Raw genomic sequence first — 25579 nt, 5'->3', positions numbered from 1 at the left:
CCTGAATGATGCGTCAATATGAACTTGTGGAACGGGTTAAGGCCTATGATGCAGATGCCCGCGAGGCATTGCTCAACAAGGCCTATGTGTATGCGACCCAGAAACATGGTTCACAAAAACGGGCCAATGGTGACCCGTATTTTTCGCATCCTATCGAAGTGGCTGGCATTCTGACCAACTACAAGCTTGATTGCGACACCATCATTACCGCCCTGTTGCATGACACGATCGAAGATACCGACGCCACGCCTGAAGAAATCAACAAGCTGTTCGGGCCAAAGATTTTAAAGCTGGTCGATGGCGTTACCAAGCTGACCCAGATCGAACTTAAATCGGCCGATTCAAAGCAGGCCGAAAACTTCCGCAAATTGCTGTTGGCAATGTCGGAAGATATTCGGGTTTTGTTGGTCAAGTTGGCCGACCGCCTGCACAATATGCGCACCCTGCATTATATCTCGAAACCCGAAAAGCGCGTGAGAATAGCGGCCGAAACCCTTGAAATATATGCACCTTTGGCCGAGCGCATCGGTATGCATGATATCAAGGAAGAATTGGAAGATCTGGCGTTTCAGCATTTGAATGCCGATGCGCGCAATTCAATTACCGCTCGGCTCGAATTCTTGCGTAAAAAAGACGATAATATCGTCGAGCGGATCGTCAAGGAACTTGAAAGGGTCATCAGCACCGATGGCCCGAAGGTCGAAATTTACGGGCGCGAAAAGCGGCCCTATTCGATCTGGCAGAAAATGCAGCGCAAAAACATCACCTTTGGCGAACTGTCCGATATTATGGCGTTTCGGGCCATGGTCGATACCATGCCGCAATGCTACGAGGTGCTGGGCTATCTGCATGCGGCCTACAAAGTCGTTCCCGGCCGGTTCAAGGACTATATTTCAACGCCCAAGCCCAACGGATACCGGTCGATCCATACCACCGTCATCGGCCCGGAAAATCATCGTATTGAAGTGCAAATTCGAACCCACGAAATGCACGAAGTGAATGAAAACGGTGTTGCCGCGCACTGGGCCTATAAACAGGGCGGCGGGCGTGATAAAGAAGGCACGCAGTATCGCTGGCTGCGTGATCTTCTTGATATTATGGAACACGCGACCGAGCCCGAGGAATTTCTGGAACATACCAAACTGGCAATGTTTCAGGACCAGGTGTTTTGTTTCTCGCCCAAGGGCGATGTGATTGCACTGCCAGCTGGCGGCACACCGGTTGATTTCGCCTATATGATTCATACCCATATTGGCGATACCTGTGTCGGTGCCAAGGTTAACGGGGCGATGGTGCCGTTACGCACCCAGCTTAATAATGGCGATCAGGTCGAGATTGTGACCTCGAAGGCGCAAACGCCAAACCCGACCTGGGAACGGTTCGTTGTTACCGGCAAGGCGCGGGCGCGTATTCGGCGGTTTATCCGCCAGCAGCAGGAAGACCAGTATCGCGATCTGGGCAAAGCCATTGTGCAAAAGGCCTTCCGTCAGGCGGGTTATGACTATTCGGAAAAGGGTCTTGAGGGTGTTTTAAAAATCTTCAAGCAGCCAAATGTGGTTGCTTTGGTAACCGCTGTCGGGGCAGGGCACATTACCGGTCGCGAAGTAATTAACGCGGTTTTCCCCGGCACCAAGGACGCCCAGACAGCCCGCAAATTCGTTCCGCAAGATGGAAAAAACCGCAAACGCGACCATGCTATTCCGCTCAAGGGGCTTATCCCCGGGATGGCGGTGCATTATGCCGGTTGTTGTCACCCGTTGCCCGGCGACCGTATTGTCGGCATTGTCACCACGGGCAAGGGCGTGACCATTCACACAATTGATTGCGACACCCTTGAAACCTTCGCCGATCAGCCTGAACGCTGGCTGGATGTCGGCTGGGACAATGACGGCGAGCCGGAACATTTCGTTGGCCGTCTGGGGCTGACGGTGGCCCATGAATCGGGCGCACTTTCGGCCATTACCAGTGTTATTGCCAAGAATCACGGCAACATCACCAATTTGCGGTTTGTCAGCCGGACCCAGGACTTTTTTGAAATGCTGATTGATATTGATGTGGTTGATGTCAAACATCTGACTAATATCATTGCCGCCTTGCGGGCAAATCCGGTGGTTAATACCGTTGAGCGGGCACGCGGATAATGGGAAATTCAGGGGGGCATACGCTATTTTCTTGCCAAGGCAGCTTTCAGCACTTACCCATAGCGGCGCGGGATTTCTCCCGTTCCCTCCTATCATGTCGTTTGTCTGACACCGTATGTTCCAGCGTCGCATAAAACCAAGCTCCTTTGAACGAATTCGCGGCTTTTTGTGGCCACGGGCCGGTTGGCGGCGCGCATCGCGCTATTTTGCCCATCGAGTCGCCCGGTTGCCCGGCACGCCCTATAGCATCGCGTCCGGTTTTGCCATCGGGGCTGCGGTATCGTTCACCCCGTTTATCGGGTTTCATTTTGTTCTTTCGGCATTGCTCAGCTTTGTCTTGCGCGCCAATCTTGTGGCGTCGTTGCTGGGCACCATTGTCGGCAATCCCTGGACATTTCCGTTTATATGGCTGTGGCTGTATCACAGTGGCCTGTGGATTTTGGGAAGTGATCCGTCGGCACAGGGTGTTCATTTCAACATGGCCGTGCTGTGGGATTTTACCGTCGAAGGCATTAGCTATGTCGGTCGGGGTTTGATCTTTGGTATCTGGAACGGGGCCAAGCAAGCCGATCTGTCGCGTCTTTGGGCCAGTATTGTCGATATCATTTGGCCCATGATTGTCGGCTGTGTGCCCACAATCATTACAATCTGGTTGCTGTTTTACTTTCCTGTGTATCGTGCGGTTGTTATGTATCGTCATAAACGTATTCTGCGTCGTATGAAAGTTCATGAAAAACGGGCTTTAAAGCCCGTTTTGGAAACGGCAAAACGCACTTTACTGCGCGACAATGCACAGCAGCAGGACAAATTGAAATGAGCGTTGATTTACGTCTGGGTGTGAATATCGACCATGTTGCGACCATCCGTAATGCACGGGGCTGCGCGCATCCTGATCCGCTGCGCGCAGCACAAATTGCGGCTGCTGCCGGGGCCGATGGCATTACCGCCCATTTACGCGAAGACCGACGGCATATATCGGACCGCGATATTGCACGCCTGCGTGCCGAAATTGACTTGCCGTTGAATTTTGAAATGGCCGCGACCGACGAAATGCTGGCCATTGCCGTAAAAGCCAAACCGCACGCCGCGTGCATTGTACCCGAAAAACGCGAAGAACGGACCACCGAAGGCGGGCTGGATGCCGCAGGCGGGCACAATCATTTAAAACGGTTTGTGTCTGAACTGGGCAATGCCGGGGTGCGGGTGTCGCTGTTTATCGAAGCATCCAAAACCCAGCTTGATGCCGCAGCGTCGTTAGGCGCGCCAGTGGTTGAAATTCATACCGGTGCCTATTGCGATGCGGTTGGCGAACAGCGCGAATTTGAGCTGGCCCGTATTGCCGAGGCGGTTAAATACGGCGCAGGGCTGGGCCTTGAAATTCATGCCGGGCATGGGCTGGCGTTTGATACCGTGTCGCCGATTGCGCAATTGCCCGAAATTCGCGAACTTAATATCGGCCATTTCCTGATTGGCGAGGCTATTTTCATCGGGCTTGATGCCAGCATTCGTGAAATGCGGAAATTGATGAATATCGCGCGAGGAATTTCAGGGTCTGGTCAATGATTATTGGCATTGGCACGGATTTATGCGATATCCGGCGTATTGAGAAAACCCTGAGCCGTTTCGGGGACCGGTTTTTGCGTCGTGTTTTCACCGATGTTGAGATTGCACGGGCGGTTCGGCGGCCAGAACGCATGGCATCCTCACTGGCAATGGCGTTTGCCGCGAAAGAGGCCTGTTCCAAGGCATTGGGAACGGGGTTTCGGCGTGGTGTGCATCACAGGACGATGGGAGTTGCCCATCAGCCAAGTGGCAAGCCAGACATGATACTGATTGAGGGGGCCCAACGCCGCCTTGATGAATTGACGCCCGCGGGGAAAATTGCCTCTGTGCATGTCACCCTGACAGATGAATATCCAATGGCAAATGCTGTTGTTGTTATTTCTGCCGATTAAATTTTGATTTGAAAAAGGGTTGAACCCTGGATGGAAAAGTTAGTGCAAAAGAAGAAACCGGGTGGCCTTTTTGATACCCTCAAGACCGTTTTCTGGGCGATTGTCATTGCTCTTTTGGTGCGAACCTTTGCGTATGAGCCTTTCAATATTCCGTCCGGGTCCATGATTCCGACCTTGCTGGTTGGCGATTACCTGTTTGTTTCCAAATATTCTTACGGATATTCCAAACACAGTTTGCCTTTCAGCCTGCCGCTCATTCCGGGGCGCATTCTGTCAAGCGAACCCAAGCGCGGTGATGTGATCGTTTTCAAACTGCCCGCAGACACCACACAGGATTACATCAAGCGCGTGATTGGCTTGCCCGGCGATACGGTTCAGGTCAAACAGGGCCGTCTTTATATCAATAACGAGATGGTGCAACGCGAACGGATCGAGGATTACATCCTGACCGATGGCACCGGCCAGGCCATTGCCGTACCGCAATATCTTGAAACATTGCCGGGCGGCAAGGTTCATCGTATTCTGGAAATCTTTGGTGATCAGGGACCGGCGGATAATACCGACCCGTTTACCGTGCCAGAAGGCCATTATTTTATGATGGGTGATAACCGCGATAATTCGGCTGACAGCCGTGCATTTCCGGCACGCTTCCGTTTTGTCCCGTTTGAAAACCTGGTCGGTCGGGCCGAGTTCCTGTTTTATTCAAAAGACAGCAGCCATCCGATTTATGACTTGGGCAGCATTCGTTTTGACAGACTGTTTAAGGGAGTTAACTGATGACCGACATGGCGCCATTGTTGCGACATATCGATCATGAATTTGCCAAACCGGACTTGCTGCGGATTGCGTTGACGCATCGCAGTGCGGCCAAGGGCAAAGACGCGCTTAGCGGCGGGAATGAACGGCTGGAATTTCTCGGTGACCGGGTCCTCGGCCTGGTCATTGCAGAAATGCTTTATACCCGGTTCGGTCGCGAGCGCGAAGGGGCGATGGCAAAGCGGTTTGTGGCTCTGGTTCGCCGCGAAACCCTTGCCCGTATTGCTGTGGATATTGACCTTGGCAATCATATTGCGATGGCAAAAGGCGAACGGGCTGCCGGGGCCGATACCAACCCGGCAATTTTATCAGATTGCGTGGAGGCGGTGATTGCCGCACTCTATCTTGATGGTGGTTTGGAACCGGCGCGCATTTTTATCGAAAGATTATGGCGCCCGTTGCTTGATGAAGCACCCAAACCGCCCCAGGATGCCAAAACACAGTTACAGGAATCCTTGCAAGGGCAGGGTAAGCCATTACCTGTTTATCAGATGGCTGGCCGCGAAGGCCCAGCCCATGCACCTGTTTTTACAATTGAGCTGACAACCAGCGACGGTCATTGTGTTCGCGCCGAAGGCAAATCGAAACGTGAAGCCGAACAGATAGCCGCAAAACGAATGTTGGATGAGTTGAACCATGAATGAGGTTCCTGCCTCGAGCCCCGAGCAAACTAATGATCAGCATCGTTGTGGATTTGTCGCCCTTGTTGGCGCCCCGAATGCGGGTAAATCCACCTTGCTAAACAAGTTGGTCGGGACCAAAGTGTCGATTGTTTCGCCTAAGGTGCAAACAACACGGGCGCGCGTCCGTGGTATTGTGATGGCGGACGACGCACAAATCGTTTTTATTGATACGCCCGGTATTTTTGAGCCCAAGCGCCGTTTAGACCGCGCCATGGTCAAGGCTGCATGGGGTGGTGCCAACGATGCTGATTTGATTGTTGTGGTGGTTGATGCGCTTCAGGGCATCAACGCTGATGTAAAACTGATCATCGCCAATTTGAAAAAACAGGAACGCAAGGCGATCTTGCTGCTCAACAAAGTCGACAAGGTGCAGGACAAGGAAAAATTGCTGCATCTTTCTGGTGAATTGTTTGACGAGGGCATTTTTACCGATGTCTTCATGATTTCGGCACGCAAAGGGGCAGGCACCCAGGATTTTGTAGATTTCCTTGCCGACAAAATGCCTGCCGGGCCGTGGATGTTCCCGGAAGATGATGTATCGGATATGCCGTTACGTTTGCTGGCCGCTGAAATCACCCGCGAAAAGCTGTATTATCAGTTGCAACAGGAATTGCCCTATTCCGCCACTGTCGAGACCGAATTGTGGGAAGAACGCAAGGATGGCTCGGTCAAGCTGGAGCAAACAATTTTTGTCGAGCGCGAAGGGCAGAAGGCAATCATTCTGGGTAAAAGCGGCAAGCGCATCAAAATGCTGGGCACCGATGCACGCCGTGACCTTGAAGCCATTTTTGAACGCCGGGTTCATTTGTATCTGTTTGTCAAAGTGCGTGAAAACTGGGGCGATGACCCCAATCGCCTGGCAATCTGGGGACTGGACCACAACGCCTGATTTGTGAATTTGGCCTGATAGGAATGCGAAATGGAAACCAGACAATTCTGGGGCATGGTCCTGATCGTCGTTGGTGCCGCCACGGCACTGGTCGTCGCCATGATTTCACGCCGTCCATTTCGTTATCGCCATGACGGCAGTGATCTTAAACGTGAAGAGCGGTTTTTAGGTAAACCGCTTAACATGCTGATGCTGGTGATTGCCGTTGTGATCTTTATTCTGGGGTTGCTGTGGCGCAATCCCGCAAACCGGCCCTTTTGATATGACACAGTTTAATCACGATACCGACAAAGATGAACCCATGAAAAGCCTGTCGGAACTGACGGGCTGGCGGCGTTATTTGCTGCTGAGTGTCGCTGTTATTGTTTTGGGATCAGCGGCTTTTGGTTTGATTGTTCATGTCATCCGCCTTGTTTCGGCTTCTGGCTACTGAAAATCAGGGGCAGCCATGGATTGGCGTGATGATGCGATTGTATTGTCCACCCGCAAACTGGGCGAAAATTCCGCCCGCTTGACAGTTTTAACGCGTGATTATGGTCGCTATGCGGGCATGGTTCGGGGGGCATCGGGCAAGGCACTGCGCGGAACGCTTGAAAGTGGCAATTTAATCCGCACTAGCTGGTCGGCGCGGTTATCGGAACATCTGGGGCAATTTAAATGCGAGCTGCTGCGCTCGCATGTGGTGGACCTTTTGTTGCTGCCCGGGCCGCTATTAGCGCTAAGTTCCGCCTGCGCACTCCTTGAGGTATCCCTGCCCGAACGGGTTCCCCAAAAAACGCTTTATACCGGCACCCTTGGCCTGATAGACGCCCTGAAATCCGAATATTGGAAGCCAGCCTATCTGCGCTGGGAAATCGGGTTGTTGCAAGAACTGGGTTATGGGCTGGATTTATCTTGTTGTGCGGTGACCGGAAAATCGCAGGATTTGCATTTTGTCTCGCCCAAAAGCGGGCGGGCCGTTTCCCTGGCGGAAGGAATACCGTACCGCGAACGGTTATTGCCATTGCCTGCATTTTTAAGCGGGGCGGCGGCATCGTTGGCGGCGCGCGAAACCCCGATGGACGATCAATATAACCAAGCGGTCAAACTGGCTGGCTTTTTTATTCACCGCGACCTGTTCGTGGCCAAGGGCATTCGCCCGGTGGCTGCCCGTGACCGGCTGGCATCCATGATATGGCAGGATGGCCGGGTTGATTGACGTGGTGTGATATGGTGCTATCAGGCCCCTAATAGCCTGGTTCATCGAGGCGTCTTTGGCACGATTGCCGGGGGGCCTGGGAAAGATAAAAAATTAAATGCGCAAATTTGGTGTTGTCATCTGTTGACCACACCCGCCCTGAAAGTAGTATGGTGCGGCACGGTGCGATGCCGGGGTTACTGGCAACTGCCGCCGACTTTATTAATTCAACCTGTTCCGGATTAAGAAAAACAGTTCATGAGCACGAAATCCTCCGACCCGGGCACAGCCGGGCAGATCAGGGAAACCCGCCTCGCTGACGCGCTGAGCGAACGTTATCTGGCTTATGCAATGTCGACCATTATGTCGCGTTCTCTGCCTGACGTGCGTGACGGCCTTAAACCGGTTCATCGCCGGTTGCTTTATGCGATGCGGCAATTAAAACTGAATCCTGAACAGGGTTTTAAAAAATGCGCCCGTGTTGTTGGTGACGTGATTGGTAAATATCACCCGCATGGTGATCAGTCCGTTTACGATGCGCTGGTGCGACTGGCACAGGATTTTGCTGTTCGCTATCCGCTGGTGGACGGGCAGGGGAACTTTGGCAATATCGACGGCGATAATGCCGCTGCCATGCGGTATACCGAAGCGCGGATGACAGCGGTCGGCGCCGCCCTGATGGAAGGGCTGGACGAAGACGCGATTGATTTTCGCCCGACCTATGACGGTGAAGATCACGAACCGATTGTTATGCCTGCCGCATTTCCAAATTTGCTGGCAAATGGTGCGGCCGGTATTGCCGTGGGCATGGCAACCAACATTCCCCCGCATAATGCCGACGAACTGTGCGACGGGTTGATCAAGCTGATTGACAATCCCGATACCTCGATTGCCGAACTGGTGCGATGTGTGCCGGGGCCGGATTTTCCGACCGGCGGGGTTTTGGTAGAACCGCGCGAAAATATTCTCGAATCTTACGCGACGGGTCGCGGGTCGTTCCGCCTGCGGGCAAAGTGGGAAGTCGAAAAGATGACCCACGGTCTGTATCAGATCGTGATCACTGAAATTCCCTATCAGGTCCAAAAAGCCAAACTGGTTGAACGCATCGCAGATTTGATGTTTGCCAAGAAGTTACCGCTTCTTGCTGATGTGCGAGATGAATCAACCGATTTGATCCGTTTGGTGTTCGAGCCGCGTTCGCGCGCTGTCGAACCCGAACATTTGATGGAAATGTTGTTCAAAAATACCGAACTTGAGACACGGTTTGGTTTGAATATGAACGTTCTTGATGGCGACAATACGCCGCGGGTGATGAATTTGCGCGAGGTTCTGCGCGCATTTTTGGCCCACCGGCAGGTGGTTCTGGTTCGACGCACGCAGCACCGGCTGGAAAAAATCAACCATCGCCTTGAAGTGCTGGCCGGGTACCTGATTGCCTATCTTAACCTTGACGAAGTCATCCGCATTATCCGGTTTGAAGACGAACCGCGCAAAGAAATGATGCGCGTTTTCGAACTTTCGGAAGTGCAGGCTGACGCCATTTTGAATATGCGTTTGCGGTCTTTGCGCAAACTCGAAGAAATGGAAATCAAGAACGAGCATTCAAAACTCAGCGAAGAAAAAGCCGGGCTTGAAGCCTTGCTGGCCAGCGATGAAATGCGCTGGACCCGTATTCGCGAAGAGATCGAACAGACACGCGAGAAGTTTGGTAAAAAGACTGAACTGGGCAAACGTCGCACGGAAATTGGCGATGCGCCGCAGGAAATTGACGTGCCGCTTGAAGCCCTGATTGAACGTGAACCGATTATGGTGATTTGTTCGCGTATGGGCTGGATCCGTGCGCTTAAGGGCCATACCACCGAAATCGCCGACCTTAAATTCAAGGATGGTGATGAAAGCCGCTTTGCCATCAAGGCTTTTACCACCGATAAATTGCTGATCATGAGTTCGGCTGGCCGGTGCTACACAATGGGCTGTGACAAGCTGCCCGGTGGGCGGGGTCACGGCGAGCCCATTCGTTTGTCGATTGATCTGCCGCAGGAACATGAAATTGTTTCGATGACCATTCACCGCCCGAATGGCCGGTTGCTGGTGGCATCGTCGGCCGGGCGCGGATTCCAGGTGGCTGAAAGCGACGTGGTTGCACAAACCAAAAACGGCAAGCAAATTCTGAATTTGGGCAAGGGCGAAACGGCGCTGATTTTTGAACAGGTTGATAAAAACCATGTTGCTGTTTTGGGTGAAAACCGCAAGCTGCTGATTTTTCCGGTGGAAGAAGTGCCGGAAATGACGCGCGGTCGGGGTGTGATCTTGCAAAAATACAAACAGGGCGGGCTTGCCGATGTGACCCTGTTTAACATTGAAGATGGCCTGACCTGGACCATGGGCGGAAGCGAAGGACGCAAACGCACCGTCACCGAACTTGACGAATGGATTGGCAAACGGGCCGGTTCCGGGCGCTTGCCGCCAAACGGTTTTCCACGCTCGAACCGTTTCGAATAATGTAATCGATACCGCCTGAAATTTTAAACCTGAAGCGCCGAAGAGGGGGCTTCAGGTTTTTTGCTAGATGCAGTTCAAATTTTTATTTTAATAACAATAGCCTGGATGCATATCTGATCGAGAAACATCAAGCGGACCTGGCAAGAAATCGCGGGGATATTTTGTGTGCGATGGCTGATCTTTTTTTGCGGGGCTTTTAAAGCCTGATTTGCAAAAGATAGCACCGCGCCAGGGCGCAAAAAACTGGTGTTTTGGATCATATATTTGTAACTTTGCTCCGCAGGCGAGCGGGGGAGACCGCAAGCCTGCTAAAAGAGTTCCGGGTGTGGGAGGAAAAATGCTTTTTTTGGCACGTTTTGTGCGGCTGATTGACAGTCTTAATGACGCAGTCGGCCGTGGCGTGGCGTGGCTGACCATTCCGTTGGTGTTGGTAACCTTTCTGGTTGCCACACTGCGATACGGTTTTTCGGTTGGCTGGGTATCGATGCAGGAAAGCTATATGTGGCTTTATGGCATCATTTTCATGGTTGGCGCGGGCTATACGCTGCTTCACGGCGGCCATGTCCGGGTTGACGTTTTTTATCGTCCCGCATCGGCGCGCTATAAGGCATGGGTTGACCTGATTGGCACCCTGTTTTTGCTGCTACCGGTTCTGACGCTGGTATTCATTTACAGCTATCCCTATGTCATAACCAGTTGGAAACGCCTTGAAGGATCGCAGGAAACCGGCGGTTTGCCGGGGCTTTTTCTGCTTAAATCAGTGATCCTGGTATTTTGTATTCTGATGGGGTTACAGGGGCTTTCGCTGGCGGCACGCAGTATTCTGGTACTGGCAGGCCATCGTGAATTCGAAATCAACGAAGAAGAGCACGAGGGCGTCTGATGTCGGGGGAAGTATTAAGTCTGCTTATGTTTGCAGTTGCCTGTGTGGTGCTGCTTTTTGGTTTTCCGGTCGCTTTTTCGCTGGGCGGTACCGGCTTGGCCTTTGCCTTGCTGGGCCATGCCATGGGCGTGTTCGACATGCCATTGCTGGGCTCGCTGCCGTCGCGCTATTTCGGTGTGATGACCAACGAACTTTATGTGGCCATTCCCTTGTTTGTCTTTATGGGCGTGATGCTGGAACGGGCACGCATTGCCGAAAAATTGCTGCTGACAATGGGTATGCTGTTTGGCAAGCATCGCGCGGGCCTTGGCATTTCGGTGGTAATCGTTGGCATGTTGCTAGCGGCCTCAACCGGTATTGTCGGCGCAACAGTGGTTACCATGGGCCTGCTAAGCCTGCCTGCAATGCAAAAGGCCGGGTATAGCCCGCGTCTTTCTGCCGGGGTTATTTGCGCATCGGGGACATTGGGGCAAATTATTCCGCCCTCAATCGTTCTGGTTTTGTTGGGCGATATCCTTCAGGGTGCTTATGCCGAGGCACAACGCTCGCTGGGCAACTGGGCACCCGAGCCGGTATCGGTGATTGACCTGTTTGTCGGGGCGTTCATTCCCGGCATGTTATTGGTTGCCCTTTATATCAGCTGGGTGGTCATTCAATCCTTTATCGATCCCAAATCGGCACCGGCATTGGTTGAAGGAAAACGACCGGAAGGTTTGTTTGGCGAAGTGCTGCGTGCCCTTGTACCGCCAGCCTTGCTGATCGTTGCGGTTTTGGGCTCGATTCTGACTGGTATTGCCACCCCGACGGAATCTGCGGCGTTTGGCAGTGTCGGTGCAACCATTCTGGCAGCCTGTTACGGGCGGCTGGATCTGGCTGTTTTGCGCCATGTGACCCGCCAGACCGTTCAGATCAGCTCGATGGTGTTTATCATTTTGCTGGGGGCGTCAATTTTCTCGCTGGTGTTCCGTGGCCTTGGCGGCGATCATCTGGTTGAACAATTGCTGCACAACATGCCCGGTGGCCTGTTTGGGGCCATGCTGGTTGTTATGACATTGATGTTCGTGATGGGGTTCTTTTTGGACTTCATCGAGATTGTCTTTGTTGTGGTGCCTATCGTTGGTCCGGTCTTGCTGAAAATGGATATCAGCCCGATCTGGCTTGGCATCATGATTGCGATTAATCTTCAGACCAGCTTCCTGACACCGCCATTCGGTTTTGCGCTGTTCTATCTGCGCGGGGTTGCGCCGCCCTCGATGAAAACATGGGATATCTATCGCGGGATTATCCCGTTTGTATTAATTCAGATTTTTGCGCTGATTCTGCTTGCGGCATTCCCGGAACTGGCAACCTGGTTGCCGTCGGTCCTGCTGAAATAACAGGTACTACAGTTCATAATATTGAAACAAAAAGGGTCGGTTTTACCGGCCCTTTTTGCTGCATGGGTTTTATCATCTCATCATGAAAAAGGGCTGGCAAATTTGCCAGCCCTTGTCGCGATTTTGGATATTAACCCGGTGTGCCCATCAGTATTTGAAGGGTAGGACGCGGGCTTGCATAAATGCGCTTTCGGAATATTTCGCCCAGGTGATGGATTGCGCGCGAAAGGCAACCAGACTGTCGAAAACTTCCTGAGACAGCGGGTCGGCTGCAACAAGTTCTCGCAGAACCTTGCCCGCCAGCGTGCCAAGGTTGGTGAGGATTTCATCGGAGAACGGCCGCACATCGACATTGTGTTTTTCACGCAGGGTTTTCAGCGCCTGATTGTTGCGCGCCACAAATTCAGACAGCACCATCTGGTTGGTGGCACGGTTTGCCTGTTCGACAATGGCTTTCAAGTCGTCGGGAAGGTCGTTCCATGCTTCCAGATTAATGAAGTTTTCCAGTGTGGTTGCCGGCTCGTGCCAACCCGGATAGTAGTAATATTTCGCCGATTTATAGAGACCAAATGCCAGATCGTTATAAGGGCCAACCCATTCGGTTGCGTCAATGGCACCCGATTGCAGGGCAGGCGGAATTTCGCCGCCCGGCAGGTTAACAACGTTGCCACCTGCGGCCTGAATAACTTCGCCGCCAAGGCCGGGAATGCGCATTTTCAGACCTTTAAAGTCGTCAATGGTGTTCATTTCCTTGTTAAACCAGCCGCCCATCTGGGTGCCGGTATTGCCTGACGGGAAAAATTTGCAATTTAATTTGGCATAAATCTTGTCAGCAATTTCCTGACCGCCGCCATACTGGAACCACGAATTTTGTTCCTGTGCGGTCAAACCAAATGGCATGGCAGCAAGATACTGGGTCGCAGCAACCTTGCCTTTCCAGTAATAGGGCGCACCGTGGCCCATTTCGACGGTCCCGTTGCCCACAGCATCAATGGCTTCAAAGGCCGGAACAATTTCACCCGCGCCATAAACCGACACTTTCATGCGGCCATCAGATGCCTTGTTGATATATTCAGCCAGCAAATTTGCGCCGGTGCCAAGGCCCGGGAAGTTTTTGGGCCAGGTCGTAACCATGCGCCATTCGCGAACGTCCTGGGCAAGGGCAGGTTTTGGAAATGTGGATGCAACAGCAGCGGTAGCGCCCGCCAAAGCGGCGCCGCTCAGGAATTGACGACGTTTCATTGTTTGTAGCCTCCCAGCAAACAATCGATAATTTATTTTTTTACAAAGCCTTGTTTCGACTTCGTCTTCAAAGATTATCGTCGTTGCGGATAGGAGGCAACCGCCGATCGTTCCTGAAACCTAAACTTTTGGATATTTTTTGAGTGCCCTGAGTGTTTTTACGCAGCATGATGTGCGTATTCAGGGTTGAGGCGGGCTTTGGCGGGGAAATGACCCATCATGGAAAGACGGGAACGTTTAATCCTCGGCGCTGTGAACGGTCCATTGCCCGTTGCGAAACGATTCTATTGGTTTGAACCGGGTTTTATATGCCATTTTGCGACAATCGCGAACCCAGTAACCCAGATAAACAAACGGCAAGCCCAAACGGGCTGTTTCTTCGATCAGATCGAGAATGATAAAGGTGCCAAGGCTTCGCCGGTCTTCTTTGGGGTCAAAAAAGCTGTAAACAGCCGAAAGTCCGTCAGACAGGGCGTCAACCAGAGCCACGGCAATCAGTTTGCCATCTGTCGTGCGGTATTCAAAAATAGACGTATCAACAGTGGTATCTTCCATCATCGCACGGTAATCGCGGGTATCCATGCGCGCCATGTCACCATCACCGTGGCGGGCATCCTGATAATCGGAAAACAGCCGGTATTGTTCCTGGGTGGCCGATGCGGCAAATATTTTACGCGTCAGGTCGGCATTGGCGGCACGGTTCCGGCGAAAAGACCGGTGATCCTGAAATTCCTGCGCGCAGACCCGCACCGGGATACAGGCATCGCAATCCCCACAGGCGGGTAAATAAGCAATCGAATGGCTGCGTCGAAAACCCGCACGCGACAAAAGGTCATGAATGCTGTTGGCTTCGGGGCCACGCAGTTCTGTGACCAGCTTGCGTTCAAACCGCCCGGGCAAATAAGGGCAGGGCATGGGGGCGGTAATGAAATAATGCTGTGTCTGGCGCCGCTGATTGACCGTCATGTGAATTTGGGTTTCCGTGCCTGAAGTGATGTTGTTATTTAACTAGTGTAGGCATCGCGACGCAAACTTTAAAGTGGCTGTCGCGTTCATTCGCGCCAATCGGTCATTTATAATGTGTTTTGTGGCGATACGCCAAATGGTCACAAGGCCCGATCATGGGTATGACCGGGCCTTGTGACAAAATAACGTTATGACGTTCCTGCGTTAATTGCGTGACGGAACTGAAAATGTGGGTCGTTCAATGGGGGCATCAGGGTCGATATTGCCCGAACTGCTGTTGGTACCCGCGGTGCGCCCGGTATCCTTGGGCTCGAAACCATAGCTCATGCCGCCCGTGCCTGTATCAGCATCTGTACCAGGTGCCGCGTCGTCGCTGGCCGGGGCATCAAGCGGGGTCAGCTTGCCGGTGCCGCGCAGCAAGGTTATGCTAATGCGCCGGTTACGTTCATCTTTCGGGTTATCCTTGATGAAGGGTGCCGTATCGGCAACGCCCGAAACCTTGCCGAAACGTTTTGTCGGCAGGCCGTCAATTTGCAATTCGCGGCGTGTTGCAAGGGCGCGATCCGCCGACAGTTCCCAGTTTGTATAGGTTCCGTTGCCAAGCGAATAGGGCACGGCATCGGTATGACCTTCAATGGAAATATCCTGCGGCATATCGGTGATGGCCTGGGCAACCTGCTTTAACAGCAGTTTTGTATGGTCGCGCAAATCCGCACTGCCGCTGGGAAACATCGATGTGCCGTCTTTATCGATGATTTGAATTCGCAGCCCTTCGTCTGTTTGTTCAACCAGCAGGTTTTTTGACAATTCCTGAAGTTCGGGCGATTTTTCCATCGCCTTTTTCAAATCATCTGCCGCTTCATCAAATTCTTTCTTTTCCTGGGCTTCGGCTTTTTTAGCGGCTTTTTCTTCGGCAGTTTCTGTTTTGGTCTCGGTTGCAACGGTTGTGGCATCGGGGCTTGGCGGAATATCCATTTGAATAACCGGCGCACCGTTTTCAGATCGCATTGCGCCTGAATCGGCAAGTTTGGTGCCTGCAAGCAAGCCACCCGCACCCGATTCGCTTTGTGAAATTGATTCCGGTGCGAAATAATTGGAAATGCCGTGCAACTGTTCATCTGTCGAACTGCTCAGCAGCCATAACAGCAAAAAGAACGCCATCATTGCGGTTACAAAGTCGGCATATGCAACTTTCCATGACCCGCCATGATGGCCGCCATGTCCGCCTTTTTTGACTTTTTTGATTACAATATCAGGCATGTCAGACTGTCATTTCCCGGCACACAAACGCATTGCCATAAATATGGCGGAGCTTTTCCAACGCTTTATCTCTTAAACCGTTGGAGCATTTTGAATGGCGTCGTCAAGTTCCTTGAAGCTTGGACGGACTTCAGGAGGCAAGATTTTACGGGCAAATTCTACGGATACCTGCGGGGCATAGCCTTGCATATGGCCAATCAGGGCGGCTTTCATGCAAACATAGAATTTCGCATCCTGATCCAGCGTTTTCTTGATAATGGCTGAAGTCGGACCGACAAAACCATACGATGCCAGAATACCCAAAAACGTACCGACAAGGGCCGCACCGATCATTTCGCCCAAAATTTCAGGCGGTTCGGTGACCGAGCCCATGGTGTTGATCACACCAAGCACAGCGGCGACGATACCAAGGCCGGGCAGGGCATCGCCAACGGCCTGAATGGCATCGGGGACGACATTATCTTCTTCGTGATGGGCTTCAAGTTCCTGATCAATCACGGCTTCCAACTCATAGGAATTGGTGGTGCCTAATGTTAGCAGGCGCAAATAATCGCACAGGAATTCAAGGACATGGTGGTCGGCCGTGACGCCGGGAAAGTTGTTGAACAGGGACGAGCTTTCGGGGTTTTCAACATGACTTTCAAGGGCAAGGTCACCCTTTGATTTCGCCAGACGAAACACAGCATACAGACAAACCAGTAATTCCAGATAGGCTGGTTTTTTCTTCGCACCTTTCATGGCACGTATGGTGTATGAAATGCTGCGTTTCAGAACGCTCATCGGGTTTGCGATCAGGAACGTGCCAAAGGCAGCACCGAAAATGATCAATATTTCAAAGGGCTGAATCAGGACGCTAAATTTGCCATGTGGCAAATAGCCCCCGAGAACCGCACCGATCACAATCACATAACCAATGATCAGAAACATCTACTACCCCTTGTGCCGACGATCTGGCCGCCCTGTCCGTTTGGGTGGAATGCTCCGCCCAATTGTTTATGTGGTGCCTTTTAACAAAAGTCCCACTCGCTATGATACAATTAGTTCAAATTGTTGTTAACATCATGTTTACAAATCAATTTATGTCAGTATTTGACAGTTTTTGAATTTGTCGCCATGTTCCTGTGGCTTTATTCCGGGTTTCGCCGATCTTAAACAACAATGAAAGCTGTAATTTGAACATGTCCTTCTCGTCACGACATTTCCGGGATTGCCTAGGCCAGTTTGCAACTGGTGTTGCCGTTGTTACCACACGTAATACGGTTGGACAGAAGGTCGGGATTACAATTAATTCATTTTCGTCCGTATCACTGGAACCGCCACTGGTGCTTTTTTCTGTTGCCCGCAATGCCGCGACACATGATGTCTTTACCGGCGATGTTCAGCATTTTTGTATTAACGTTCTGCGCAGTTCGCAAAAAGATCTGGCCGAAAGGTTTTCCTCCCCGATCGAAGATCGCTGGGAAGAAACCGGTTTTGTCGATAATGGCCACGGCATGCCGGCACTGATTGGTAATATTTCGACTTTTTCCTGTGTTCGCCATGCCGTCCATGATGGCGGCGATCACAGTATTATTGTCGGGCAGGTGAACGCCGTTGAAATGGGCGAAACGGGCGATCCCTTGTTATATTACGGCGGTGCCTATGCCCAACTGGTTCGGTTTTAACCTGATAACCGTTTGAGCGCATAGATGATCAGGAACGCTGTCTGAAAATTGCTTTGATATTTGCAAACAGCGTTTTGGATCAGAAGTTAATCCAGCGACGTGTTGCCGAGCAATCGCCCGCCATAACCGTTTTCCTTGAGATAATCGGTTACCTGCTGGGCATGTGCCGTGTCACGCACTTCTAAAACCATATCGACATCGGTCTGTTTGGCCGGAATGTCGTAAAAATAGCGCTGATGGTAAACTTCAATAATGTTGGCATCGGCATTGCCGATCAGGGTGCTGATCCGGGCCAGTGCGCCGGGCACATCGGGAATTTCAATACGGATACGGACCAGGCGCCCTTCACGGGCCATGCCGCGCATTAAAACCTGGGCCAATAACCGGCTATCGATGTTGCCGCCACTAATGATCAGGCAAACTTTTTTGCCTGTAAATCGTTCGGGATGATCGAGCAGGGCAGCTAACGGCGCTGCGCCCGCACCCTCGACGACTGTCTTTTCAATTTCAATCAGCATCTGGATCGCGCGTTCAATGGCGGATTCTTCAACCAGAACAATGTCGTCGAGAAGTTCCTTGCAGATTTCGAGCGTTTTGCCGCCGGGCTGCTTAACAGCAATGCCTTCTGCAATCGTGACACCACCGCCAGTAAATTCTTTTTGGTGAATACCTTCATACATCGACGGATATAGTTTGGTTTCAACACCGATCACATCAATATCGGGGCGCCGCGCCTTGATGGCGGTCGCAATACCCGATGCCAGGCCTCCGCCGCCAATCGGCACAATCACGGTATCAAAATCGGCACCTTCATTTAATATTTCCAGCCCGACGGTGCCCTGACCGGCAATGATATGGTCGTCATCAAACGGATGAACGAATGTCAGTCCGCGTTCTTGCTGTAATGCGTGGGCGGCCTGCATCGATTCAGCCAATACCGTGCCTTTTAACACCACTTCTGCCCCGTGTGACCGGGTGTGGCGAACCTTGGTATAGGGCGTGTTTTCAGGCATGACGATGGTGGCGGGAATACCCAGCCGTTTGGCATTATAGGCAACGCCCTGGGCATGGTTGCCTGCCGATACCGCGATAACCCCGCAGGCACGTTCTTCTGGTGTCAGGCTGGCCAGTTTGACATAGGCGCCACGTTCCTTGAACGATGCGGTATATTGCAGGTTTTCAAGTTTCAAATAAACATCGGCTTGGCAAATCTTTGACAGGGTCAGGGATTTTACCAATGGTGTTTTATTAACAATGCCCTCAAGCAGGCGGGATGCGCGAACGATATCGTGATAGGAAACAGCCATTTGCAGACTCCTGTGCGCTCTGCCTTCAAACAAGGCAAAAACAGCATGTGTGAATGTGGGGAGTTAATCGGGGATAAACCAGACCTGTCATCCGCAGATGACAGGGTTCACATTCGCAGCGCACAAATGGTGCGTGTAATCATAATAAGCATCATGGCAGCCGCACCTGTAAAACAAGGTTGGGAACAGGGCGGCAAAAGGGTGTCGGCGTCGTTAGACATGTGCCAGATACTTTCAGATACTTTCAGCGATACACAGGCACTTTTACGGATCACGCCGTCAAGGTCAAGCAAACAACAAAAAAACCGGGTTGCACATTTTGCAATGCAACCCGGCGGGAAAATAACTGGCGGTTATTCCCTTATTCCATGTTGAGGATGATGGTTTTCTTGTGGGTAAAATGCTCCAGCATGCTTTCAAGCGATGCTTCACGCCCCAGCCCCGAAAGTTTAACCCCGCCATAAGACAGGTTCGGTTGAACCACCAAATTCTGGTTTACCTGCACAAAACCGGCTTCAAGCCGTTTGGTCGCAACAAGCGCTGTTTTAAGGTCGGTCGTCCAGACTGTGGCAGCAAGGCCAAAGTCGCTATCGTTTGCAAGTTCAATGGCTTCATCGAATGTTTTAAACTTGAACACGCAGGCGACCGGGCCAAAAATTTCTTCGCGGGCAATGCGGGCATCGTGTTTGACATCGGTAAAAATAACCGGGCGGACAAACTGTCCGTCGGCCAGTTCCGGGTCGTCGGGCAGGGCACTTAATTCGTGTTTTTGCGCCCCTTCGCTGCTGCCAATTTCAATGTAATTGCACACTTTGGCGCGTTGTTTGGCATTGATAATGGTGCCAATGTCGGTTGCTTCATCCAGTGGGTTGCCCATTTTAAGGCTGTTGACCTTGTCCTTCAGGCGGGCGACGAAATCGTCATGCAGGTCTTCATGAACAAGGATGCGCGACGATGCGGTGCAGCTTTGCCCCTGACGGGTAAAGCGCATGCCACCAATGGCACCGGCAACGGCCTTTTCAATGTCGGCATCGCCCATCACGATCATTGGCGATTTGCCGCCCAGTTCCAGTGTGACCGGGATCAGTTTTTCCGCCGCCGCACGGTAAACAATACGCCCGGTTTCAACAGACCCGGTAAACGATACCTTTTTAACATCCTTATGCGCCACCAGCGGCCCGCCGCAACCCGGGCCAAAGCCCGAAAGAATGTTTAAAACACCCTTGGGCAAAATCTGTTGCATGATCTGGCAAACACGCAAAACGGTAAACGGGGTGTCTTCGGCCGATTTGACGACAACACTGTTACCCGCCACAAGGGCGGGTGCCACCTTGATCGCCATAAGCAGCAACGGCACATTCCACGGAATGATAGCACCGACCACGCCAACAGGCTCACGGGTAGTCAGGGTCATCATGTTGGGGTTAAAGGGGATGGTCTCGCCCTTAAGTTCCGATGCAAGCCCGCCGAAAAACACAAACATGTCGGCCAGAACCGATGCTTCAACCCGGCTTTCGGTGCGGAGCGCCTTGCCCGATTCAAGGGCAATCAGCTTGCCTAGTTCATCGACATGCTGGTTCAGAATGCGACCACATTCGGCAACAAGTTTGCCGCGTTCGCGCGCCGGGCGCTGGGCCCAGTCTTTTTGCGCCGCCTTGGCGACCGCAACAGCGCGTTCAACATCATCGGCATCGCCTTCGGCGGCGTGACCAATCGATTTGTTGGTTGCCGGGTTTAAAACGTCAAATGTTTTACCATTAATCGGGGCGACAAATTCGCCGTCAATCAAGTGAACGCCAGACAATGATTTGGCCAAAACGAACGGATCGAGTTCCATTTCAACAGGCACGAAAGCCTCCCTGATTTTTACCCGTCTTGTGCGCGCATTTGTCGCGCAGCGGGTTAAGTGGTTATTCGGTATTGTTTTACCAAATTAGCGAGGCGGTCGTTCTAATGCAAGCCCTTTGCGCGTGATCGTTCATGACTTTTAGAACGATGCTTGTTAGGGTGGGCCGCGCCGGAACTTTCCCCGGAACAGCCCGCCCGCGCGGGCGTTTATGTTATTCACTTTCTGGAATGTTCGGAGCCAGCCATGCCACGCCATTTTGATACGACCTATGATGTCGTTAAGGAACTTAAGCCGTCTTATCCGGTTTATTGTTTGCGCCCTGACATTTTGCGCGATGCAGCGCGGCGGTTTGTCGACATTTTTCCTGGCAAAGTCCTATATGCGGTGAAATGTAACCCGCATCCCGAAATTATGCGGTATTTACATGAAGGTGGCGTGCGCCATTTTGACACAGCATCACCCGAAGAAATCGCGCTGGTGCGGCGGCAGTTTCCCGGCATGGACGCCTATTTTATGCATCCGGTCAAAAGCCGCGATGCCATTCGCAGTGCGCATCGGGTGTTTGGCATTCGCCATTTCGTGATCGATACCGAGGATGAGCTGCATAAAATTCGGGCCGAAACCGATGAAGACCCGGACATCATCATCCATGTGCGTCTGGCGACCCCCCCGGCAGGGGCGGCCTATAATTTGTCGGCCAAGTTTGGCGCTCGCCCGATGACCGCAGCGGAACTGCTTAAAAAAGTTGACAGTTATGGCTACAAAGCCGGTTTGTGTTTCCATGTTGGCTCGCAATGTACCAGCCCGAACGGATATCGGATTGCGATAGAACTGATCCGTCAGGTGATTGATTTTTCGGGTGTCAAACTGCATTCCATCGATGTTGGTGGCGGCTTCCCTGGCCAGTATATGAACCAGCGCGGACCAAACCTTGATGTGTTTATGGATGAAATCAAGGACTGCATTCGCTGGCTTGATATGCCTGACATTACCTTTATGTGTGAACCGGGCCGTGCACTGGTTTCAAGCGGTGTGTCGCTGGTAACGCAAATTCAGTTGCGCAAGGAAGACCAGCTTTTTATCAATGACGGTATTTATGGCAGCCTTTCCGAAGCCGTAACTGGCAATTTGCGGTTCCCGGTGCGTCCCATGCGCATTGATGGTGATTTTGACCCAGAAGAAACCCTCGAATTCACCATTTACGGGCCAACCTGCGATAACATGGATGTGCTACCGGCAACGGTTAACCTGCCAGCCGATATTCGCGAAGGCGACTGGATCGAATTTGGCCATATCGGGGCTTATAGCAATGCGTTAGCAACCCATTTTAACGGGTTCTTCCCCGAATTACTGGTGACGGTGGGCGAAACATTCCCGTTTATTGACGGCGAATTTCCGCAGGTTGGTTAGCCTGGTTGTGGGGTCAGGCCGCTAAATTTAGGGTATTTTTGCCAACACGGTAAAGCGGTACCGAATTGCAAATAAAATTTTCCTGTATTAGGTTGGTGAAAACGGGCTGCACCTCTGGTGTGGTCCGTAACACTATTGTGCAGGGTAAAACAAAGTGACCACCAGCCTTTTCATGCGCCTTCGGGATTGTTTTCCCGCCGATATGAACAAGACATTGCTAGAAACACCTGACGGGGCGTGGTTTAGTTATCGCGATGCCGATGAATGGTCGTCACGTTATGCTGCCGTGCTGCACGCGTCTGGCGCGCGCAAGGGCGACCGGGTTGCCGTTCAGGTCGACAAATCGCCTGCGGCATTGTTTTTATATCTGGGCTGCATTCGGGCCGGGCTGGTTTATTTGCCATTGAACACGGCCTATCAGGCGCAAGAACTTGCCTATTTCATGCAAGACGCAGCGCCGGTTGTGATTGTGTGCCAGCCGGACCGCAAGTCCGAGATGGAGGAAATCGCCCGTGAAAAATCTGGCTCGGTAGTATTTACGCTGGGTGATGACGGGCAGGGCACCATACAGGATGCCGCCAGCGCGCAAATAACCGATTTTGCCGCCATCCCGTGTGCTGATGATGATCTGGCCGCAATTCTTTATACATCGGGCACCACCGGTAAGCCCAAAGGTGCGATGATGACCCAAATGAATTTGTGGTCAAACGGGCGTACGCTGGTTGATTTATGGGGCTTTACTGCGGCCGACACCTTGCTGCATGCCTTGCCGATATTCCATACCCACGGCCTGTTCATTGCCTGCCATTGCGTCATGATGTCAGGGGCGAGCATGCTTTTCCTGCCCAAGTTTGACCGCGCACAGGTCATTGCGGCTTTGCCGGGTGCTACGGTGATGATGGGGGTTCCCACCTTTTATGTTCGCTTGCTGGCGGGCGAGGATTTTAATGCCGCCCTGGTATCGAACATGCGGCTGTTTATTTCAGGGTCGGCACCGTTATTGCCCGAAACTTTTTCGGCCTTTCATGCCCGCACCGGGCATTATTTGCTGGAACGTTACGGCATGACCGAAATGGGCATGGCAACCTCAAACCCGCTGGATGGTGACCGTGTTATTCACACTGTCGGCCCGGCATTGCCCGATGTCGAAGTGCGGGTTTGTGATGACAAGGGGCAGGTTTTACCGCAAGGCGAGGTTGGTGTTCTTGAGGCGCGGGGGCCAAATGTCTTTGCCGGATACTGGAAAATGCCCGAAAAAACCCGCGAAGAATTTCGCGAGGATGGTTTTTTCATCACCGGTGATATCGCCCTTATTGATGACAAGGGCTATGTGCATATTGTGGGCCGGGCCAAGGATCTGGTGATTTCGGGCGGGTTTAATATTTATCCCAAGGAAATTGAAACCGAGATCGACAAAATGGCCGGAGTTTTGGAAAGTGCCGTTATCGGCGTGCCGCACCCCGATTTTGGTGAGGCGGTGCTTGCAATTGTTGTGCTGCAAGATGGATTAACATTAACTGGACCAGAAATTATCAGCCATATCAAATCGTTAATGGCGAACTTCAAAGTACCGAAACAGGTATTCTTTGTGGATGAATTGCCCCGCAATGCGATGGGAAAAGTCCAGAAAAACGCCTTGCGGGATCAATTTGGGGGTGTTTTTTAAAGCGGTGCGCTGTTTGATATGAACAGCAAAAAAGCCCCGGCGCATTGATCGCACGGGGCTTTTTCGTTTGGATCTGGACGATCGGTAACCTGATCTTAGTGACCAAAGGCAACACGATGTGCAACATCGTCAATCTGGTCGCGGTTCAGGCCGATGTCAGCTAGTTCGCGATGATCAAGGCGGGCCAGTGCATTCTGGGTCTGGTATTGGATCCGCAGGGCACGCAGGTAAGCGAAAATTTTGGTAAGGATCATTTTATCACCTATTTCAAACCGTCCGGACAGCGCCGGTAAGGACATTCAGGGAACCGGCAAGTGATCCGTGTCATGCCCGAATGGCATGCTGAATGGCTCGACGTGTCGGTCTGCTATGTGCAACCACAGCGGCAAAGTCATCTTTGTGTGTAACCGTGCCAGTCATGATCGCGTTATCTCTTGAGGCAGAAGATAGGCTTGGCCGGGCCATTTAACCATTGCGTTTTTTGCAGAGCAGGGCCGGATAAAGCGCAGATTTTAATCAAATGCATAAAAAATAACCACCAAAAGAGACGGTATTGAAATAATGATCCTTTTTCGCCCATGCGCTGAGTGCATGGCTAATAAAATTACCCAATTTTTTAGTGTATTGGTGGTTCCCACTCATGCGTGCAAATTGTGCGGGCTGCGACTTTTTCGCTGTATTGATTTTATGTGGTTTTACAGGCACAGATGACAGCCGCAATGGACAGGTTGATCGTGTCGGCGCGCATATTTGCGAAAAGTAGCAAAAGACTCGCGCGGCCAAACGGTGCGGCCAGACCAAATTCTAATCGTGAAAGGCCTATATATAATGACAGGTGCCAGACCTGCCCTTGACCGGGAAAGTGCTATCGCGGCTTATTTGAAATATGCAGACAGGATGCCGCAGCTTGCCGATGGCGATTTGCCCGCGCAAACGCAGGTTGTTCACAATATTCTGGAAATCGCCGATCAGTTTGATGTCATTATCTTTGACGCATTCGGTGTGCTTAATTCCGGTGTTCATGCGATCCCCGGCGCGTTGTCGGCGGTATCGGCCTTACGGAAACGCGGTGTGGATCTGGCGGTTGTGACCAACGATGCCTCGAACACAGCTGAAGCCATCATTACGCGGCACAGAAATCGTGGTTTTGATTTTACTGTCGAGTCACTGGTCAGCAGTGCCAAATATATTGTCCCGATGATGGACCGTCATTTTGATGTGACGCAATGGGGCATCATGGCGCCACAGCACTGGCCGATTGACGGATTACCGGGACAGGCCCGGTTTCTGGCCGATGATCCGGGCATTTATGATGCGGCCGAGGGATTTGTTTTGATTGATTCCGATGAATGGCACGGCGCGCGGCAGCAACTGCTTGAAGCCAGCCTTGCCAAAAAACCGCGCCCAATATTGGTGGGAAACCCCGATATTTGTGCGCCAATGGGCGATTTTTTATCGGTTGAATCGGGCTATTTTGCCCATCTGGCGGCCGATGCGTGCGGTGTTATGCCGCAATGTGTTGGCAAACCGTACCGCGAAGTGTTCGACGATATTTTGAACCGCCATCCAACCGTAGATCGCAGCCGCATTCTGATGGTGGGCGATACCCTGCATACGGATGTGCTGGGCGGGCTTGCCGCCGGTATTAAAACATTGCTGGTAACCCGGGGCGGGTTTTTGGACGGATATGAAGACCTGACAGGGCTGTATCAGCGTTCAGGCATTCATCCGCATTTTATTGCCCCGGCAATTGGCCACGGACTGGAATAAAATTCACGCCTGAACTGCAAAAT

Annotated in this window: 24 protein-coding genes; 17 read left to right on the top strand and 7 right to left on the bottom strand. The window is 52.1% G+C overall.

Annotation, left to right across the window (positions count from 1 at the left end; genetic code table 11):
• The first annotated feature begins 5 nt into the window (after window positions 1-5).
• From TMES_RS13055 to TMES_RS12995, 13 genes are all read left to right on the top strand, one after another.
• The gene (locus TMES_RS13055) at window positions 6-2141 is read left to right on the top strand and encodes a RelA/SpoT family protein (RefSeq protein ID WP_085583212.1); all 2136 of its coding nucleotides are present in this window, start codon (window positions 6-8) and stop codon (window positions 2139-2141) included.
• A gap of 115 nt (window positions 2142-2256) precedes the next feature.
• Window positions 2257-2958: a DUF2062 domain-containing protein gene (locus tag TMES_RS13050; protein WP_085583210.1), complete on the top strand. Its 702-nt coding sequence runs from the start codon at window positions 2257-2259 to the stop codon at window positions 2956-2958.
• Window positions 2955-3704 carry a pyridoxine 5'-phosphate synthase gene (locus TMES_RS13045; RefSeq protein ID WP_085583208.1) on the top strand — a complete coding sequence of 250 codons (750 nt, stop codon included), beginning with the start codon at window positions 2955-2957 and terminating at the stop codon, window positions 3702-3704. The genes TMES_RS13050 and TMES_RS13045 overlap by 4 nt, the downstream gene beginning before the upstream one ends.
• On the top strand, window positions 3701-4096 hold the full coding sequence (gene acpS / locus TMES_RS13040; protein ID WP_085583206.1) for a holo-ACP synthase: 396 nt from the start codon (window positions 3701-3703) through the stop codon (window positions 4094-4096). The genes TMES_RS13045 and acpS overlap by 4 nt, the downstream gene beginning before the upstream one ends.
• A gap of 30 nt (window positions 4097-4126) precedes the next feature.
• Window positions 4127-4873 (top strand): signal peptidase I, encoded by a 747-nt coding sequence (gene lepB, locus TMES_RS13035; RefSeq protein ID WP_085583204.1) that lies wholly within the window; start codon window positions 4127-4129, stop codon window positions 4871-4873.
• Entirely contained in the window at window positions 4873-5556 is a 684-nt protein-coding gene (gene rnc / locus TMES_RS13030) for a ribonuclease III (protein WP_085583202.1), read from the top strand. The genes lepB and rnc overlap by 1 nt, the downstream gene beginning before the upstream one ends.
• Entirely contained in the window at window positions 5549-6484 is a 936-nt protein-coding gene (era, locus tag TMES_RS13025; RefSeq protein ID WP_085583200.1) for a GTPase Era, read from the top strand. The genes rnc and era overlap by 8 nt, the downstream gene beginning before the upstream one ends.
• A 30-nt stretch (window positions 6485-6514) precedes the next feature.
• A complete protein-coding gene (locus TMES_RS13020) occupies window positions 6515-6745 on the top strand; it encodes a hypothetical protein (RefSeq protein ID WP_085583198.1) in 231 nt (76 codons plus the stop codon).
• A gap of 1 nt (window position 6746) precedes the next feature.
• Window positions 6747-6917 (top strand): hypothetical protein, encoded by a 171-nt coding sequence (locus TMES_RS22795; RefSeq protein ID WP_158091236.1) that lies wholly within the window; start codon window positions 6747-6749, stop codon window positions 6915-6917.
• Between the two features lie 15 nt (window positions 6918-6932).
• Window positions 6933-7682 (top strand): DNA repair protein RecO, encoded by a 750-nt coding sequence (recO, locus tag TMES_RS13015; RefSeq protein ID WP_085583196.1) that lies wholly within the window; start codon window positions 6933-6935, stop codon window positions 7680-7682.
• Window positions 7683-7919: 237 nt separating this feature from the next.
• On the top strand, window positions 7920-10163 hold the full coding sequence (gene parC / locus TMES_RS13010; protein WP_085583194.1) for a DNA topoisomerase IV subunit A: 2244 nt from the start codon (window positions 7920-7922) through the stop codon (window positions 10161-10163).
• 337 nt (window positions 10164-10500) lie between these two features.
• The gene (locus TMES_RS13000) at window positions 10501-11046 is read left to right on the top strand and encodes a TRAP transporter small permease subunit (protein WP_085583190.1); all 546 of its coding nucleotides are present in this window, start codon (window positions 10501-10503) and stop codon (window positions 11044-11046) included.
• The gene (locus tag TMES_RS12995) at window positions 11046-12422 is read left to right on the top strand and encodes a TRAP transporter large permease (RefSeq protein ID WP_085583188.1); all 1377 of its coding nucleotides are present in this window, start codon (window positions 11046-11048) and stop codon (window positions 12420-12422) included. Before TMES_RS13000 ends, TMES_RS12995 begins: the two co-directional genes overlap by 1 nt.
• Window positions 12423-12569: 147 nt before the next feature.
• Here the strand turns inward: TMES_RS12995 and TMES_RS12990 are convergent, their stop codons facing one another.
• From TMES_RS12990 to motA, 4 genes are all read right to left on the bottom strand, one after another.
• Window positions 12570-13664: a TRAP transporter substrate-binding protein gene (locus tag TMES_RS12990; RefSeq protein WP_085583186.1), complete on the bottom strand. Its 1095-nt coding sequence runs from the start codon at window positions 13662-13664 to the stop codon at window positions 12570-12572.
• 237 nt (window positions 13665-13901) lie between these two features.
• Window positions 13902-14630, bottom strand: coding sequence for an arginyltransferase (locus TMES_RS12985; protein ID WP_085583184.1), 729 nt, complete (start codon window positions 14628-14630; stop codon window positions 13902-13904).
• Between the two features lie 204 nt (window positions 14631-14834).
• Window positions 14835-15890 (bottom strand): flagellar motor protein MotB, encoded by a 1056-nt coding sequence (motB, locus tag TMES_RS12980; protein ID WP_085583182.1) that lies wholly within the window; start codon window positions 15888-15890, stop codon window positions 14835-14837.
• A 72-nt stretch (window positions 15891-15962) separates the two neighbouring features.
• On the bottom strand, window positions 15963-16817 hold the full coding sequence (motA, locus tag TMES_RS12975; protein ID WP_085583180.1) for a flagellar motor stator protein MotA: 855 nt from the start codon (window positions 16815-16817) through the stop codon (window positions 15963-15965).
• 251 nt (window positions 16818-17068) lie between these two features.
• Here motA and TMES_RS12970 point away from each other — a divergent pair, with 251 nt between their 5' ends.
• The gene (locus TMES_RS12970; RefSeq protein ID WP_085583178.1) at window positions 17069-17554 is read left to right on the top strand and encodes a flavin reductase family protein; all 486 of its coding nucleotides are present in this window, start codon (window positions 17069-17071) and stop codon (window positions 17552-17554) included.
• Window positions 17555-17640: 86 nt separating this feature from the next.
• Here TMES_RS12970 and TMES_RS12965 read toward each other — a convergent pair whose 3' ends face one another.
• Both TMES_RS12965 and TMES_RS12955 read right to left on the bottom strand, forming a co-directional pair.
• The gene (locus TMES_RS12965; protein WP_085583176.1) at window positions 17641-18861 is read right to left on the bottom strand and encodes a threonine ammonia-lyase; all 1221 of its coding nucleotides are present in this window, start codon (window positions 18859-18861) and stop codon (window positions 17641-17643) included.
• Between the two features lie 361 nt (window positions 18862-19222).
• On the bottom strand, window positions 19223-20698 hold the full coding sequence (locus tag TMES_RS12955; protein WP_425444057.1) for an aldehyde dehydrogenase family protein: 1476 nt from the start codon (window positions 20696-20698) through the stop codon (window positions 19223-19225).
• A 255-nt stretch (window positions 20699-20953) separates the two neighbouring features.
• On the opposite strand from TMES_RS12955, the gene TMES_RS12950 reads away from it, so the two are divergent.
• Both TMES_RS12950 and TMES_RS12945 read left to right on the top strand, forming a co-directional pair.
• Entirely contained in the window at window positions 20954-22120 is a 1167-nt protein-coding gene (locus TMES_RS12950; RefSeq protein ID WP_085583170.1) for a type III PLP-dependent enzyme, read from the top strand.
• A gap of 154 nt (window positions 22121-22274) precedes the next feature.
• A complete protein-coding gene (locus TMES_RS12945) occupies window positions 22275-23786 on the top strand; it encodes a malonate--CoA ligase (protein WP_245835394.1) in 1512 nt (503 codons plus the stop codon).
• A gap of 95 nt (window positions 23787-23881) precedes the next feature.
• On the opposite strand, the gene TMES_RS12940 is transcribed toward TMES_RS12945, so the two are convergent.
• The gene (locus tag TMES_RS12940) at window positions 23882-24040 is read right to left on the bottom strand and encodes a DUF1127 domain-containing protein (RefSeq protein WP_085593631.1); all 159 of its coding nucleotides are present in this window, start codon (window positions 24038-24040) and stop codon (window positions 23882-23884) included.
• A 574-nt stretch (window positions 24041-24614) separates the two neighbouring features.
• Here TMES_RS12940 and TMES_RS12935 point away from each other — a divergent pair.
• The gene (locus TMES_RS12935; RefSeq protein WP_085583166.1) at window positions 24615-25556 is read left to right on the top strand and encodes an HAD-IIA family hydrolase; all 942 of its coding nucleotides are present in this window, start codon (window positions 24615-24617) and stop codon (window positions 25554-25556) included.
• Window positions 25557-25579: the final 23 nt, after the last annotated feature.

The sequence above is a fragment of the Thalassospira mesophila genome (genome assembly GCF_002115755.1).
GTDB classification, from domain to species: Bacteria; Pseudomonadota; Alphaproteobacteria; order Rhodospirillales; family Thalassospiraceae; genus Thalassospira; species Thalassospira mesophila.
This window is presented reverse-complemented; position numbering and strand designations above follow the sequence as displayed.

Excerpts from the sequence above, each read along its gene's own strand:
- TMES_RS13055 (WP_085583212.1), top strand. The coding sequence starts at position 6 with ATGATGCGTCAATATGAACTTGTGGAACGGGTTAAGGCCTATGATGCA.
- TMES_RS13050 (WP_085583210.1), top strand. The coding sequence starts at position 2,257 with ATGTTCCAGCGTCGCATAAAACCAAGCTCCTTTGAACGAATTCGCGGC.
- TMES_RS13045 (WP_085583208.1), top strand. The coding sequence starts at position 2,955 with ATGAGCGTTGATTTACGTCTGGGTGTGAATATCGACCATGTTGCGACC.
- acpS (WP_085583206.1), top strand. The coding sequence starts at position 3,701 with ATGATTATTGGCATTGGCACGGATTTATGCGATATCCGGCGTATTGAG.
- lepB (WP_085583204.1), top strand. The coding sequence starts at position 4,127 with ATGGAAAAGTTAGTGCAAAAGAAGAAACCGGGTGGCCTTTTTGATACC.
- rnc (WP_085583202.1), top strand. The coding sequence starts at position 4,873 with ATGACCGACATGGCGCCATTGTTGCGACATATCGATCATGAATTTGCC.
- era (WP_085583200.1), top strand. The coding sequence starts at position 5,549 with ATGAATGAGGTTCCTGCCTCGAGCCCCGAGCAAACTAATGATCAGCAT.
- TMES_RS13020 (WP_085583198.1), top strand. The coding sequence starts at position 6,515 with ATGGAAACCAGACAATTCTGGGGCATGGTCCTGATCGTCGTTGGTGCC.
- TMES_RS22795 (WP_158091236.1), top strand. The coding sequence starts at position 6,747 with ATGACACAGTTTAATCACGATACCGACAAAGATGAACCCATGAAAAGC.
- recO (WP_085583196.1), top strand. The coding sequence starts at position 6,933 with ATGGATTGGCGTGATGATGCGATTGTATTGTCCACCCGCAAACTGGGC.
- parC (WP_085583194.1), top strand. The coding sequence starts at position 7,920 with ATGAGCACGAAATCCTCCGACCCGGGCACAGCCGGGCAGATCAGGGAA.
- TMES_RS13000 (WP_085583190.1), top strand. The coding sequence starts at position 10,501 with ATGCTTTTTTTGGCACGTTTTGTGCGGCTGATTGACAGTCTTAATGAC.
- TMES_RS12995 (WP_085583188.1), top strand. The coding sequence starts at position 11,046 with ATGTCGGGGGAAGTATTAAGTCTGCTTATGTTTGCAGTTGCCTGTGTG.
- TMES_RS12990 (WP_085583186.1), bottom strand. The coding sequence starts at position 13,664 with ATGAAACGTCGTCAATTCCTGAGCGGCGCCGCTTTGGCGGGCGCTACC.
- TMES_RS12985 (WP_085583184.1), bottom strand. The coding sequence starts at position 14,630 with ATGACGGTCAATCAGCGGCGCCAGACACAGCATTATTTCATTACCGCC.
- motB (WP_085583182.1), bottom strand. The coding sequence starts at position 15,890 with ATGCCTGATATTGTAATCAAAAAAGTCAAAAAAGGCGGACATGGCGGC.
- motA (WP_085583180.1), bottom strand. The coding sequence starts at position 16,817 with ATGTTTCTGATCATTGGTTATGTGATTGTGATCGGTGCGGTTCTCGGG.
- TMES_RS12970 (WP_085583178.1), top strand. The coding sequence starts at position 17,069 with ATGTCCTTCTCGTCACGACATTTCCGGGATTGCCTAGGCCAGTTTGCA.
- TMES_RS12965 (WP_085583176.1), bottom strand. The coding sequence starts at position 18,861 with ATGGCTGTTTCCTATCACGATATCGTTCGCGCATCCCGCCTGCTTGAG.
- TMES_RS12955 (WP_425444057.1), bottom strand. The coding sequence starts at position 20,698 with ATGGAACTCGATCCGTTCGTTTTGGCCAAATCATTGTCTGGCGTTCAC.
- TMES_RS12950 (WP_085583170.1), top strand. The coding sequence starts at position 20,954 with ATGCCACGCCATTTTGATACGACCTATGATGTCGTTAAGGAACTTAAG.
- TMES_RS12940 (WP_085593631.1), bottom strand. The coding sequence starts at position 24,040 with ATGATCCTTACCAAAATTTTCGCTTACCTGCGTGCCCTGCGGATCCAA.
- TMES_RS12935 (WP_085583166.1), top strand. The coding sequence starts at position 24,615 with ATGACAGGTGCCAGACCTGCCCTTGACCGGGAAAGTGCTATCGCGGCT.